This window comes from Brenneria goodwinii, assembly GCF_002291445.1.
In the GTDB taxonomy this organism is placed as follows: domain Bacteria; phylum Pseudomonadota; class Gammaproteobacteria; order Enterobacterales; family Enterobacteriaceae; genus Brenneria; species Brenneria goodwinii.
Genome location: NZ_CP014137.1, coordinates 2501780 through 2516014, shown reverse-complemented (window position 1 = coordinate 2516014; position 14235 = coordinate 2501780). Strand labels below are relative to the sequence as shown.

Genomic DNA, 14235 nt, shown 5'->3' with positions numbered 1-14235 from the left:
GAACCGCATCCTTGAAAGCCACCAGTGTAGTGATAATTTCTGCATTCCAGAGCTCAGCAGGATCTAATCCAGTAAAGTAGATATCACTCCAAACCCAAACATGACTGGGTTCTTCGTCGAATTGAGTGAAGTCACATCCATTCCGGAAATAAATGACTGATTTACGTTTTCTGAAAAACGGCTTCTGGTTGGAATGACATCATCTTCGAAAAGATCAAGCTGGCGTATATGCGCCTCTGCCAAGGCAGGATCTTTGATGAATAGGGCAACTTCTAAATTTTTGAACATCCTGGCACAGCTCACGGAGGACGCATATCATGTTCAAAACTATTGGCATCGCTAACGTTAGTAGGAGGATGGGAAGGAATTCCCTCCGACGGGAGAATATTGATGAGTATTGCAGGTATACGTTCTAACCGTGGTGACGGATACCAGACACTGGTGGCATTTGATTGGGCATTGACAGTATTGTCCGATCAAGACTTTCAATGGTTAGAGGTCGACTCGATAAGCTACTCCGTTGATGATGTCGTCATTGGCAAAGTTGACGGAGTTTTGATCGCTTGTCAGTGCAAAAAAAATCAAACAGATTTTAGGGCTTGGACGATAGCCGACCTTGGCGATGAACTGGACAAAGCCTTCTTTTTGCTGGCTAATAATCCGAAGGTTAATGTCCGTTTCTATTCGCGAAATAACTTTGGCGACCTTGCAAAACTCAAAGAACACAGTTCATCTCAACCAGACGAAAATAGTTATCTGCAAAGTTTAGGGAAAGCGCAAGGGGGGCTGGATGACTCTTTGTCGAAACAACTGGCGAAAACTGCTCCCAGTCTTTCAACGTTTGAATTTCTGCGTCGAACCAATTTTGTGACCAGCGATGATTTAGATCGGATGGAAGAATTGCTGCGCGAACGTTTACGAAACTTGGTCAGTAATCCTGACCCTGCATTCAATGCTCTCTGGGTGACACTCGACCAACTAGGTGCGCGCATGGATGGTAATAGCTTATCTACTGCGACTCAGCATCGTTTAACCAAAGATGACCTTCGGGCCATTATCCAGCAGGCCGGGTCAACACTGGTTCCACCTATGGATCTCGCAGAGATACGTCATTCTTTTTCCAGCACATCTGCTATTGGTAGGTCATGGCGGCGAGATATTGCGGGGCAGCGTATTGTCAGCCCAATCTTAGATGAACTACTTGCAGCCATTGATGCCCGAAAGAGGTCCATTTTACTTACGGGTCTTCCGGGTTCGGGAAAAACCTGTGTGATACTTGCATTGCAGGAGGCGTTGGAAGAACGGGGCGAAATCAGTTCTGCTATCGTGCCACTCTTTATCCAGTCGCGTGAGTTCGCCGACCTGACTACATCAGAAGAGCGTCAAGCCCAGGGCCTGTCTGAGCAATGGGTGGAAAAAGCTGCTCGGTTGGCTGAAAACGCCCATGTAATTGTGGTCATCGATTCTTTGGATGTGCTGTCCATCGCTCGTGATCATCGAGTATTGCAGTATTTTCTCGCGCAGATAGATCGCCTGCTACTGATTCCCAATCTCACTGTTGTTACTGCCTGCCGTGATTTCGATAGACATTACGACAGACGGATTGCCGAACGGCAATGGGATTGTGAATTGAAGTGTCAGCCACTGGACTGGGATGTCGAAATTGCACCGTTACTTGATACGCTAGGGATTGTGACTGACACTATTGATGCTGTTACTCGCGAACTGATAAGGAATCCACGCGAGTTGGCATTGTTTGTCGAGTTGGCCCAACGAGGCGGTAGCTTCAACGTGGTGACCAGCCAGTCATTGGCACAACGCTATCTCGATACCATCGTTCGGGCCAATGATGAATTAGGTGATACGGCTATACAAGCGATTGAAACTATTGCCTCAGAGTGCTTGAAATTGCGAAGCCTAGTGGTGCCGCATCAGCGCTTTACTGCCTCTCAGGATATTCAGCGGAAACTGTGCAGTCTTAATGTGCTGCAGGAAACCCTGGATGGGAAACTGACATTCGGACATCAAACCCTGCTGGATGTACTTGTTATAAGTGGATCTGTGCGTAATGGCGTCACGTTGAATGAGTTCATACGCGGCTTGCCGCCCGTTCCGTTTGTACGTCCTAGCATCCGCAGCTTTGTTGTTCTGTTGGCGCTAGGTGAGCGCCGAGATTTCAGAAAACAACTCAGGGCGGTATTGACTGGCAACACGGCCTTCCATATCAGGCGCTTGGTAGCAGAATCATTTGCCGAACAGATACCCCAGGATGAAGACTGGTCATTGATACGTGAGTTACGCGAAAAATACCGTGATGTTTTTCAGGTGATTTATGCTCTAGCTAACTCGATTGAATGGCATCACTTCTGGCTTAATCATCTGATTCCTCGTTTGAAAACTGTGCGGGATGCTGAGGGATTGGCGGGACACGTTTATCGCATTGCACAATGGAGTAATGAAGATACAAAAGGCGTACTGTCATTCTGGATGGATGCGCTGTCATTGGATTGGTTTGACGGCAATGGAATTGCAGACCAACTAGTAATACACCTGTCAGAAATTAAGCCAGGGAATATGGCTCTCGTTGTGCCATTACTTGAACAGCTTCTTACTATGCTGCGATCCGAGCACAGTTTTCTTGGTCAGATCATCGCTGATTGTGTGGCAGAGGGAGTGATGGACGATGCTTTGCTCTGGCATTATATAACAGATGGCATCAGTGAAGAGGATTTACTACAGTACAGATTCGATAACAAGCTGCGTTGCCAGCCCCATGAGTTTGGGGAACGAAATGAAAATTTCCTCCAGCAACGTATGATGCAATCCAGTACTTTGCTGGATTTAGCTGTAGAGTCAATAGAACATTGGAGCAATGTCCAGTCATCATGCTTTGGTGAAACCCGTATAGGCTATCGGCATGGTTTCCTGGGCGAAACCTCATACGAAAATACGCATAGCCAGAGGGATATAAGTCTTGCGGAGAGTATGAACGTTCTGTTTGACGCAGTTGAAACTGCCATTATCCATCACGCAAAAACACACTCAGACTGGTGGCAAAAAAATCGCGAACATCTTTGCTTCAACCACGAAGGTTCGTTGCTCTACTTTGCCATACTTGCTTGCACCGTATCGCCTGCTGCCAATATTGACCTGATAGAACGCATGTTGAGCGAACCAAAGATACTGGAGTTTAAATTTTCCTACGAATTAGGTGAATTGATACAGTCGGCATTCAAGCTACTCCCAGCTCCAGCACAAGATGCTGTGATGGCGAGTATTTTGACTACATGGAATGAAGAAGTTGCCGACGAATCCAGCCTGTGGATATTGAGGGCGCAAGCTGAATTGATCGTACCGATTCCTTGCTATTTGCGTTCACCCGAAGTGCAAGCGGTAGTGGATGCCTATGAGAAAAAAGCAGGGATATTGATCCGTCAACCGAATATCCATACGCGATGTGGCATTGTTGGAGCACCATTCTCGTTTGAGGTATTTCTCAGCACCAGTGATAGCGGAGTGTTGAAATTATTGGGGCATTATGAGGGCCACTCTGGTGGAAATTGGGATGATTTTCTGGTTGGCGGTGAACGTGAAGTGGGCTGGCAATTACAAGAGGCCGCCTCTCGTCATCCCTCCCGATTTTTGGGCTTTTTGTCTATACACTGGCCGGATATTCCCGATATTTTTCGTGGTGATATCATGGATGGGGTAGCGACATATCTTGCTCACCGCTATGGCAACTTGCGACCCAACGTAACGTGGCAGCCGATCGAAGAGCCTCATGCCCCCCTCTTGGCATGCCAGATTCTTGATGAACTTGAAAGACATCCAATGGAATGGCGACGCCGACGCTCTACGGCCAAAGCTCTTAAGTCCTGCGCCAATGTCATACAGAACGCACAAGAGGCAGGACGGTTGATATTTTTGTCCATAGACTTTGCTGGGCTTTATGAAACTGATCCAATCGCGGGAGATTCCGTCGATTTGGTTACTTTAGGTATCAATATGGCGAAGGGGGACGTTGCCGATGCCTTGATGATCCTGACTGATAATTTTCGAGAGCAAGGTAATGAATTTCCTGAGTTGTTAGAGCCTACGTTACGTCGATTTGCTAGTGACGAGCACCCTGCGATTCGTGCCATGATTTTGCGCCGTTTACCATATTTGCAAAACAAATCTTTCTATTTAGGCTGGGAGTTGTTCCATCTCGCCATGCGCGATGCAAATAGACTTTGGCAAATCGCCGAGCGGTGCCTTTATTATGCCTATCACCGTCATTTTGAAACAGTGAGGCCTTTGCTAGAGCGCCTTCGTAGTGAGGGACGCGATAACGACCTGGAAACATGGGGGCGCATTTCGGCTTTGGCTGTCATGACCGGACATATTGACTTTGATGAATTTATAAGGAACTTGAGCACACTGGATTCCACAGAAGCTTGGCATGGCGCGACTACTGTCTGGACAAATGCTGAAAATATCCGACAGCACCGGGATCAATGCCTGACGGGTATTAATGCGGGTTTAAATGTAGGTGGCATGCATTCTCTTGAAATAGCAAGGCAGATGAATCATATTTTTGACGATAATGATGGTGTAATTTTTGTACCGATGGAACTTATTGCTCGCTGTTTTTCAATATTCGAAAAAGATAGTGCCAATGAGAATAAACACCATCGGTTCTTCGGGTTTCATGAATGGCTCAATGCTATTTCGCAACAGGATCCAGAGCATGCCCTGGCCGCAACCGAAATCTATCTAACCTATGTAAGTCATACAAGACCATATTTATATGACCATAAAGATAATCTCACTCAGCTTATGACCCGTCTTTTTGCTGAGGCAGAAGAACGCGAAGAGTCTGACTGTGGCGCGATGCTACAACGCGTTGTAGCGGTACAAGACGTGCTACTTTCCTTGGGAGTCAAGGCAGTAGTCGATTGGTTGAAAGCAGCAGAGCGACCGTGATTGACCCTAACCCACATTTGCGAAGAAAACTGCCGATTGCCAAATATACAGTCAGACTGAAGCCGGTTATTCCTGAGTATGATGGGATCAGATTCGGGTCAGCACTAGCGGAATTAAACTTCATGTTGATTCTCCATTCTACATAACGGTCGTTTTCTTGAGCCGGGGTGAAATGGCGTCAATCTATCCCAGCTCGTACACGCTAGCGCCATTGATCAGATACCGGCCGTGACTCATCGCATCACCGAGGTGCGGCCGGCGGGTGATGCGATGAGCCGGGGGTTGCTATGAACATCGTTTGCGGCACGACAACGCTTAAGCAACTCGATGTATGACGGGGATATTATTTGTATCTTTCCCTTCTCTTCATCCAGTCTTCCCCCTGTTGTTGCGCCATGAGCATGATTTCCGTTTCGCTGGCCTTGGTGGTGCGGCCGTGGCGTACCAGAATTTCGCCCTGAACCATAACCGTATCGACATTCTCCCCTTTGGCGGAGAACACAATATTCCATAATAGGTTGGTTACGTCTTCTTCGTTCCAGAACACGGGTTGCAGGTTCGGCTTAAAGACATTAACCAGAATCATATCGGCGCTTTTGCCGACTTCGATAGAGCCGATCTCGTTTTCCATATTCAATGATTTCGCGCCGTTGATGGTCGCCATGCGCAGCATTTGGCCGGCGCCCATAATGGACGCATCGCGCTGGGTCGCCTTTTGAATCAGGGAGGCGAATTTCATCTCTTGGAAAAGATCCATGCTGTTGTTATCGATGACCCCGTCCGAACCGATAGAGACGTTGATTCCTTCTTGCAGCATCCGGGGAATTCTCGCTATCCCGCAGCCCAGCTTGGCCGCCGATATTGCGCAGTGGGCCAGATTCGTGCCGGTTGCCGCCATCTTCTTGATGTCGTCGTCGTTCACCCATACGCAGTGTGCAAGCAGCGTCTTCTCGCCCAGGATCCCTCTTTGTTCCAGCATGTCGATCGTCGATTTGCCGAACGTCTTGATGATCGATTGTTCTTCTTCCTGCTGTTCGCAGCCGTGGGTGTGGATGCCGACGCCGAACTCCCTTTGCGCCAGGACGGCGGCTTTATACATCGCTTCGCTACAGTAATACAGATTCTCCAGCCCCATCCATACCCGGATCTTACCGTTCTGGCTCATGTGGTGGGTTTTAATCAACTGCTCATTCGCCTTGGTGCTCTCAAAAAAGTCGTAGGGTTGAATATCCGCGGCGTAGGGCGCCAGATGCACGCGAATGCCCAGTTCTCGCGCCGCTTCGGCGCTTCGGTGCATGAAGCGGTACATATCCATAATGGTGGTGGTGCCGTTCTTCAGACATTCAAGATAGGTCAGTCTCGCGGCGTGATAAGCATCCTCTTCGTTGCATGCCCGATGCTCCAGATCGTAAATCGGCAGCCAGTCAACCAGCCGGAGATCCTCTGCGACGCCGCGCATCAGGCTGGAATGATTATGTGAATCCACCAGGCCGGGAAGCAAGGCCATCTGGCCTCGGCCATCGATTATTTCGTCTGCATCCGTGGGTATCTGGATCTCTTCTTTTTTGCCCACGGCGGCGATGAGCCCATTTTTGACGATGACCGTCCCATTTCTAATAACGCGATCCCGGCTATCGACCGTAAAGATAACGACGTTCGTAATAACAGTATATTTCATCAGTTGCGTTCCCGTTATTTCTCAATTTGTTGTAATGCTTCTTCGTTGATGCTCTCCGCCTGTTTCGCCTTCATCGGGAAATAATAGAGCACGACCGCGGTGACTAATCCGACCAACCAGGCCAGGTCCGCACCATCGAGCATTTTGGCGATTGAACCGACGTAGAAAGTTGAATTTATAAAAGGAATTTCGGCGGTGATGGATATCAGGAAAGCAAAAATCGTTATTCTATTGTATTTGCCGTAACGCCCGGCAATATCAAAAATATCTTTAATATGATATTCGCCCTTGCGCAGTAAGAAGAAGTCAACCAGATTGATCGCGGTCCAGGGAATAAGGAAATAGCTCATGAAATAAATAAAATTAATAAAGAACGTCATGAAATCCCCTTGGCCGCCCAATAGACTCAACACGATATTAATGACCAGAATGGCGCTTAAGATTATGCTTCTCACTAGCGGCGTGACTTTCAGATTGCTGAACGGCTGAATAGACGTCACGATCGACATGAAGGCGCCGTAGAAGTTAAATACATTGATGGCGAGCAGGCCGTAAATAATTAAAATATATAGGATCCAACGGTAGCCGTGGAACAATCCGGCCAATCCGCCGCCCGAGTTTTCCACAAAATCCGGCAGTACGGCGGCAAGAACCGCGCCAATCGTCATCATCCAGATTCCGGAGAGGGTAAGGCCGCCGTAGGTAAACCAAAAAACCTGCGGGGACGAGGCGTTCGACGGCAAATAGCGGGAATAGTCGGCGACGTAGGGCGCCATCGCCAGCACATAGGTGGCGATAATCCCAACGCCCGAAACGAACAGCGTCAGATCGAAAGCGCTTGCGCGCCAGGCTCCTGCCGGTAACGGCAGCCGAAAGGCGATGATGGTCGCGATGCCGAGTACGATGAACGCGCTGATGGATAGCCATCTCTGGGTGATATGAATCAGTTTGTATCCATAGATGGCGATAAGGATGGAGATTAAGGTGAACAGGATAATGACCCAGGTTGGAGAGAGCGCGGTAACGCCGGTTAATGTCTGGCTTACCAGCAATGTGTTCGCCACGCCGAAGCCCAGATAAACGAACATCACAAACACCATGGGGATAATCGCGCCAAGCACGCCAAATTGAGCACGGCTCTGAATCATCTGGGGAATGCCCAGCCGCGGCCCCTGGACAGAGTGCGAAGCGACAAAAATTGTACCGAGCAAGGTGCCCAGGGTAATAGACGCAATGCTCCAGAAAAGATTCAACCCCATCATAACCAATACCGCGCCGGTTACGATGGTGGTTAAATTCAGGTTCGCTCCGAACCAGACGGTGAATAAGTCCCTCGGCTTCCCGTAACGTTCTGTTTCGGGAATATAATTAATACTGTGTTGCTCGATAGCCATATTTTTGTTCCCCGGTTAATGAGTTTATTTTCTTTATTCTCAGACCCTTTTTAGATTAATTTTTATTGGATAATCCATTTCCATCGAGGAAAGTCCTAATTTTATATTATTATGTTTTTGTGGTTACTACCGCGATAGTAACCATGAAGATAATATTCCGTCAATCTCTGAATCCTGATATCATTATTTCGTATAATACCCCGACGACTAAGGTGACCCATTTGCTTGAAAAATTTGGATTCTCACAATATGAAGGCCAGGTGTACGAAGCGATACTGAGCGCGGAAAGGCCGGTTGAAGCGTCCGCCGTCGCCAAGCTGTCCGGCGTTCCAAAGGCTAAAGTCTATGAAGTCATTTCCAGATTGTTGGATAAGGGAATCTTATTTGATTCGGTGATCGAAAAGAAAAAAGTATATAAAGCGCTGCCGGTCGACCAGTTAATACAAAAATTAACGTTGAAATTTCAATCTGAGATTGAGCAGTTGAAGCTCATCAAACAGAAAAAAATCAAACCGGACGACAAAGTGTGGAATCTGGCGACGGAAGAATCTATTTACGCGTATAGCCTGGCGCTAATTGACAGTGCGCAGAAGACGATCAATATCTCCGCGTGGAGCGATGTTTTTCTCGCTTATCTGCCGCTCCTGGAGGAAAAAGAGCGGCAAGGGGTACGGGTGGAGGCGCATGTCGTCGGGAAGCTCGAATCCAATCTGCAACATCTGAGCTATTTTGTGCCGCGGGAGAGTCAGACGGAGCTAAAGAAATTCCAAAATATCGTTGTCGATGGTTCAGAAGTCGTTTTTGCCGTAACCAAGGGAAGCGATTGGCAGTCCATCGTCACAAAATCCGAACAGCTGGTGGATGTATTCCGCGACTTCTTCTATCGGGACGTTATCCTGACATTCCTGGAACAGAAGTACCGCCATATATTATGTCATGACGACGAATACCTGGGCCTGATAAACAAATTGCGATATTGATGACGGACCGAGCCGGCACCCCGACGGCGACGGGGCGCGACATCTGAGGCATGCGCCATCCGGAGAAGCCTGGCGTTAGCTAACAGTCCGGCACCAGCCGGCGGCAGACGCTCAGCACCATAAGTGCAAATGCTGCGCCTTCCGCCTTATATCCGGCATGGTTATATTTTCTGAATTGCCGGGGCGGTCATGCCCGTCGCTACGTATAACAATCTGATTTTTATCTACCACGACCGCACGCCGGTAGTGTTGAGTGGCTGAGGTTATTCTTATATGGAATTATTTTCCGACCGGCCGGGCGATGAGGGACTGCCCGGCCGCGAACGCCGTTTAGCGATGGCGGCCGTGATGACGACAACGACGATGGCCGTATTTGACGGCTCTATGGTCAATATCGCCTTGCCCCAGATCGCGCGGGCGCTGGATGTCTCCTCCAGCGACGCGATCTGGGTTGCCAACGGCTATCTTTTATCGGTTGCCATGACGCTGGCGATCTTTGCGGCGCTGGCCACCCGGTTTGGGTTTCGGGCGCTGTTCGCCATCGGCCTTGGCGTATTCACGCTGGCGTCTCTGGGCTGCGCAATGTCATCGTCGCTTGAGATGCTTATCGCCATGCGGTTGCTGCAGGGTATCGGCGGGGCGGCGACATTGAGTATTGGTCCGGCGATTCTCCGGTCGATTTTTCCCAACCGCCTGCTGGGGAGAATACTGGGTCTGAATGCGTTGCTGGTTGCGGCGAGCACCGCCATTGCCCCCATTCTTGGCGGTACGCTGTTGTCGGCCATGAGCTGGCAATGGTTATTCGCCATCAATATTCCGCTGGGCATTATCGCGTTGACGCTCACCCTTCGTGTCATCCCCGGCAAATCGTCCCCGGCGCGTGAGCCGTTCGATATCGCGGGCGCCGTTTTGTCCGCCGTCATGCTGGGTTCGCTGATCATGACGGCGAGAACCTTTTCTCAACCGGATGATGGCGCGCTTTCATTTGATACGCTGACGACCGCCGTTGCTTTCGGATTAACCGCCGTCATCACGGGCCTGGCGTTTATCTGGCGCCAGCGCCATGCGCCGAAGCCGCTTCTTCCTCTCGGCATGTTCGCTTCCATGCGGTTTTCGCTTGCGGCGTTAACTTCCATGGCATCGTTTGTCAGCCAGGGGATTACATTCGTTGCGTTGCCGTTCTTGTTCCAGAGCGTTTATGGTTACAGCGCGTTTATGTCGGCGCTGCTTTTTACGCCCTGGCCGATAGGCATTATCCTGGCCGCCCCCTATGCCGGACGGCTCGCCGACCGTTATCCGTCGGCGATAATTTCCACGGTGGGACTGTGTCTGTTTGCTGTCGGGCTGGCGCTGTTGGCGCTGCTGCCCGATCACGCGCAGGTGTGGGATATTGGCGTTCGCAGTTTGCTATGCGGCATAGGATTCGGCTGTTTTCAAAGCCCCAATAATCGCGAAATGTTATCGAACGCTTCCCGTGAAAACAGCGGCTACGCGTCCGGCGTGCTGGCGATAATGCGCACTTTCGGCCAGTGCCTGGGCGCGGCTTTTGTCGGGGTCATCCTGGCGGCGTATGTGCAATCCGGCGGCGAACCGCCGCAGCTCGCCGTGCAGGAGGCGCAGGCGGTTCGCTTGAGCCTTTGGCTGGCGGCCGCGGCCACGATTCTGGCCATCGCCATCAGCTTTAGCCGGATACGGAGTCGGCGCGAAAAATAGCATCCGGCGCTATAAGGGAACGGTTCGAGCCGGCCAGGCGCTGAACGGTTCCTTAACCTATCAGGATATTATTTTAAAGCCTGGAATAATATCCGCGGAATTCGCCCCGGAAGTTAATGTCGGCTCCAATCGTTATATATGACAGATGTCACATTTTCCCCCTTACTTAATATGCCCATTAATCAATGATAAGGGACGGTGTCAATACGTTAACACCTCCTGTCTATCTATTGACACTTGCTGTCCATATATTGACGCCTAATTTCAATAAATACGCTGGATATAAAAATATCTAAAAAATTCAAATTGTTATTTATTATTATTCGGCCAATTTTTTTGGTATGCCTTTTGCTATCTATAAATCAAGTGCCATCAGAAATAGTCACGATATTTTCAGATACGCGAGTGCTAAACGTTTGGACCGTGATTTCACGAAATTAATTCGAAACATAGGGTCTGACTTTTGGCGATTATTCCGGCTAATGCGATATGAGAGAGAGAGCAACCGATGGGCGCGCAATCAAATACGTTGAAAGGAAAAATGAGAGAGGCGGTGGCGAGAAACGAGCTACGGGTCGTTTTACGATCGATGGCGCCGTTTATCAGGCTGGCGGCCAGATTTTCCGAAGAGGTCAGGAAGTTATTATCCGCCATGAATTTCACCATAGAGATCCGCCTTAACGATAAATCTATGGCGTATTGGTATCGGTTCAATAACGGCAAATTGAAGGCCGGCGCCGGCTTTGCCACCGCGCCGGATGCCGTATTGAAACTCAACTCGGCGGAAGACGCCATGAAGGTGATGGTTCCCTGGCGCAATTATCTGGAAATGATCAACCTGATGAAGAACTTCTGCGTCGACTTTACCGGGGACGATCGCTACGTGATGCATTTTATGCGTATTGCCGGGGCGGCACAGGAGATCGGGGTGAAATATGGCGAGAAAATGCCGGACGGAACGACGAAATACATAAATAACACCAATGGCGGCCCGGTTTGCGTTTATGTCAAAGACGGCAAGATTATTCGCATCACTAATCTGGAACTGACCGATAAAGACGCCGAGGGGTGGACGATTGAGGCCAGAGGGAAACGCTTTACGCCGCCGCGCCGGCAAACCGTGACCTCTTATAGCCAGTCGTCAAAATCCACTATTTATTCCAAAGATCGCCTGCTCTATCCGATGAAACGCGTGGACTTCGATCCCAACGGCGAGCGGCATCCGGAAAACCGCGGTAAATCGGAGTATGTGCGCATTACGTGGGATGAAGCCTACGATATTGTGGCCAACGAGATTATGCGGGTTAAAAAAACATACGGTCCCGGCGCGATTTTAAACAGTACGGGGTCGCACCACACCTGGGGAAATATCGGCTATTACCTTTCCGCCCGTCTGCGTTTTTTCAACATGATCGGGGCAACCTATGTCGCGCATAACCCGGACAGTTGGGAAGGATGGTATTGGGGAGGGATGCACCACTGGGGCAATTCGCTGCGGCTAGGCATGCCGGACGGCTACGGCACGGTGGAAGATTGTCTAAAGCACTGCGAAATGATCGTGTTCTGGTCGAGCGATCCGGAATGTACGCACGGCATCTATGCCGCCCAGGAGGGGACAGTACGCCGGCGTTGGGCAAAGGAACTGGGCATCGAATGCGTGCATATCGATCCGTTCTATAACCACACGGCGCAGTTTATGGGCGGCAAATGGCTCTCGCCAAGGCCGGCCGAAGGCAATGCCATGTCGTTGGCTATCGCCTACGTCTGGATTACCGAAGATTCCTACGATAAGTGGTTTGTTGAAAACCGCACCACTGGGTTTGAGCAGTGGCGCGACTATGTTCTCGGCAAAGAGGACGGCATCGCCAAGACGCCGGAGTGGCAGGAAGCGGAAACCAATATTCCGGCGCGGGTCATCAGGGCGCTGGCTCGCCAGTGGGCGAAAAAACGCACTTATCTGTCCTGCGGCGGGCGTTCAGGGTTTGGTTCGGCGTGCCGCAGCGCGACCGGCATTGAATGGGCGCGCTCGATGATCTATCTGGCGGCGATGCAGGGCATCGGCAAGCCTGGCGTGAATATCGGCAACCTGCAAACCGGGACGCCGGTCAGCACGCGCTTCTTCTTTCCCGGCTATGCCGAAGGGGGGCTGTCGGGGGATTTGGTCGGCAGCGGCCTGGCGCAGAACATGTATCAGAGAATGCCCCAGGTGGTGACGATGAATACCGTGGCGCAAACCGTGCCCCGCCTGCAAATTCCGGAAGCGATTATGGAAGGCAAGGCGTTGGGCTATGCGTTTGACGGCAAAACGATTGAAGGGCAATTCCGCCCGGTTCCGTTTCCCGCGCCGGGCTATTCGACCATCAAGATGTATTACAAATACGGCGGTTCGCATATCGGCACCATGGTGCAAACCAACCGCTATGCGAAGATGTATCAGGATCCGAAGCTGGAATTTGTCTGTAATCAGTCGATATGGATGGAGGGCGAAGCAAAATTCGCCGACATTATTCTGCCGGCCTGCACCAACTTCGAACGCTGGGATATTTCGGAGACGGTGAGCTGTTCGGGATACAGCACTCACTCGTTCTTGCAAAGCAACTATCGCGTTCTCACGCTACAGCATAAGTGCATCGAGCCGTTGGGCGAGTCCAAATCGGATTTTGAGATTTTTGCCGAATTGGCTTCGCGCCTGGGTATGGGAACCTACTTTACCGAAGGTACGACGGAACTCGGCTGGTGCAAACGGCTGTTCGACGGTACGGACTTGCCGCAGCATATTTCCTGGAAGCAATTTCTCAAAAGAGGGTATTACGTCGTCCCCGCGCCGAAGCCCGAAGAACGGGATCCGGTATCCTGGAATTGGTATTACGAAGGGCGCCCGAAAGATTTGCCGGAGGTTTCGCCTCTGCCGTCGGACTATTCGGGCAAATGGCGCGAAGGGGTGCAAACCCAGTCGGGCAAAATCGAGTTCGTCAGCAGCAGCCTGATGCGCTATGACCCGAATGACCCGGAACGCCCGCCCATGTCCAAGTTTATCGAGAATTGGGAGGGGCATCGCTCTGAACTGTTCAAGAAATATCCGCTGGCGCTGATATCGCCTCACAATCGCTATAGCTTCCACACTATGTCCGACGGCAAAGACTCCTATTTGCTGGATATTCCCGATCACCGCGTATTGATCAACGGCTGGTACTACTGGATTGCGCGCATTAATACCAAGGATGCGGCGCAGCGGGGCATCAAACAATATGACGTGATTGAGATGTACAACGACCGCGGCTCGGTGCTGCTGGCCGCCGAATTAACCGAGCGCGTTCCGCAGGGAACCGTTCACTCTTATGAATCCTCCGCGATTTATGCGCCCATCGGGGAAATCGGGGCATCGCCCGACCGTGGCGGATGTGTGAATATCCTGACCACCAAGCGGCCCATTATTAAAAAATCGCACAGCGCCGCCTGGAACTCTTGCCTGGTCGAAATCCGGCTGTGGAACGGGGAGATCTGA

At 50.6% G+C, this 14235-nt stretch carries 7 protein-coding genes; 4 read left to right on the top strand and 3 right to left on the bottom strand.

What is annotated here, in order from left to right; translation table 11 throughout:
* The first annotated feature begins 390 nt into the window (after positions 1 to 390).
* Positions 391 to 4965, top strand: a complete 4575-nt coding sequence (locus ACN28R_RS11205) for an AAA family ATPase (protein ID WP_095834438.1) — start codon at positions 391 to 393, stop codon at positions 4963 to 4965.
* A 343-nt stretch (positions 4966 to 5308) separates the two neighbouring features.
* Here the strand turns inward: ACN28R_RS11205 and ACN28R_RS11200 are convergent, their stop codons facing one another.
* Complete coding sequence (locus ACN28R_RS11200) at positions 5309 to 6643, bottom strand: amidohydrolase family protein (RefSeq protein WP_095834437.1); 1335 nt, start codon at positions 6641 to 6643, stop codon at positions 5309 to 5311.
* A gap of 14 nt (positions 6644 to 6657) precedes the next feature.
* Positions 6658 to 8037, bottom strand: a complete 1380-nt coding sequence (locus tag ACN28R_RS11195) for a purine-cytosine permease family protein (RefSeq protein WP_095834436.1) — start codon at positions 8035 to 8037, stop codon at positions 6658 to 6660.
* A 221-nt stretch (positions 8038 to 8258) separates the two neighbouring features.
* Between ACN28R_RS11195 and ACN28R_RS11190 the strand changes: the two genes are divergently transcribed.
* Together ACN28R_RS11190 and ACN28R_RS11185 are read left to right on the top strand one after the other, a co-directional pair.
* Positions 8259 to 9017 (top strand): TrmB family transcriptional regulator, encoded by a 759-nt coding sequence (locus ACN28R_RS11190; RefSeq protein ID WP_048639520.1) that lies wholly within the window; start codon positions 8259 to 8261, stop codon positions 9015 to 9017.
* 273 nt (positions 9018 to 9290) lie between these two features.
* Positions 9291 to 10730, top strand: a complete 1440-nt coding sequence (locus ACN28R_RS11185) for an MFS transporter (RefSeq protein ID WP_095834435.1) — start codon at positions 9291 to 9293, stop codon at positions 10728 to 10730.
* 429 nt (positions 10731 to 11159) lie between these two features.
* Here the strand turns inward: ACN28R_RS11185 and ACN28R_RS11180 are convergent, their stop codons facing one another.
* On the bottom strand, positions 11160 to 11396 hold the full coding sequence (locus ACN28R_RS11180; protein WP_183096832.1) for a hypothetical protein: 237 nt from the start codon (positions 11394 to 11396) through the stop codon (positions 11160 to 11162).
* A 25-nt stretch (positions 11397 to 11421) separates the two neighbouring features.
* On the opposite strand from ACN28R_RS11180, the gene ACN28R_RS11175 reads away from it, so the two are divergent.
* The gene (locus ACN28R_RS11175; protein WP_222103767.1) at positions 11422 to 14235 is read left to right on the top strand and encodes a molybdopterin-dependent oxidoreductase; all 2814 of its coding nucleotides are present in this window, start codon (positions 11422 to 11424) and stop codon (positions 14233 to 14235) included.

What these genes read in the sequence shown, in the direction of transcription:
- ACN28R_RS11175 (WP_222103767.1), top strand. Translation starts at nt 11,422, where the DNA reads ATGGCGTATTGGTATCGGTTCAATAACGGCAAATTGAAGGCCGGCGCC.
- ACN28R_RS11205 (WP_095834438.1), top strand. Translation starts at nt 391, where the DNA reads ATGAGTATTGCAGGTATACGTTCTAACCGTGGTGACGGATACCAGACA.
- ACN28R_RS11180 (WP_183096832.1), bottom strand. Translation starts at nt 11,396, where the DNA reads ATGGTGAAATTCATGGCGGATAATAACTTCCTGACCTCTTCGGAAAAT.
- ACN28R_RS11195 (WP_095834436.1), bottom strand. Translation starts at nt 8,037, where the DNA reads ATGGCTATCGAGCAACACAGTATTAATTATATTCCCGAAACAGAACGT.
- ACN28R_RS11200 (WP_095834437.1), bottom strand. Translation starts at nt 6,643, where the DNA reads ATGAAATATACTGTTATTACGAACGTCGTTATCTTTACGGTCGATAGC.
- ACN28R_RS11185 (WP_095834435.1), top strand. Translation starts at nt 9,291, where the DNA reads ATGGAATTATTTTCCGACCGGCCGGGCGATGAGGGACTGCCCGGCCGC.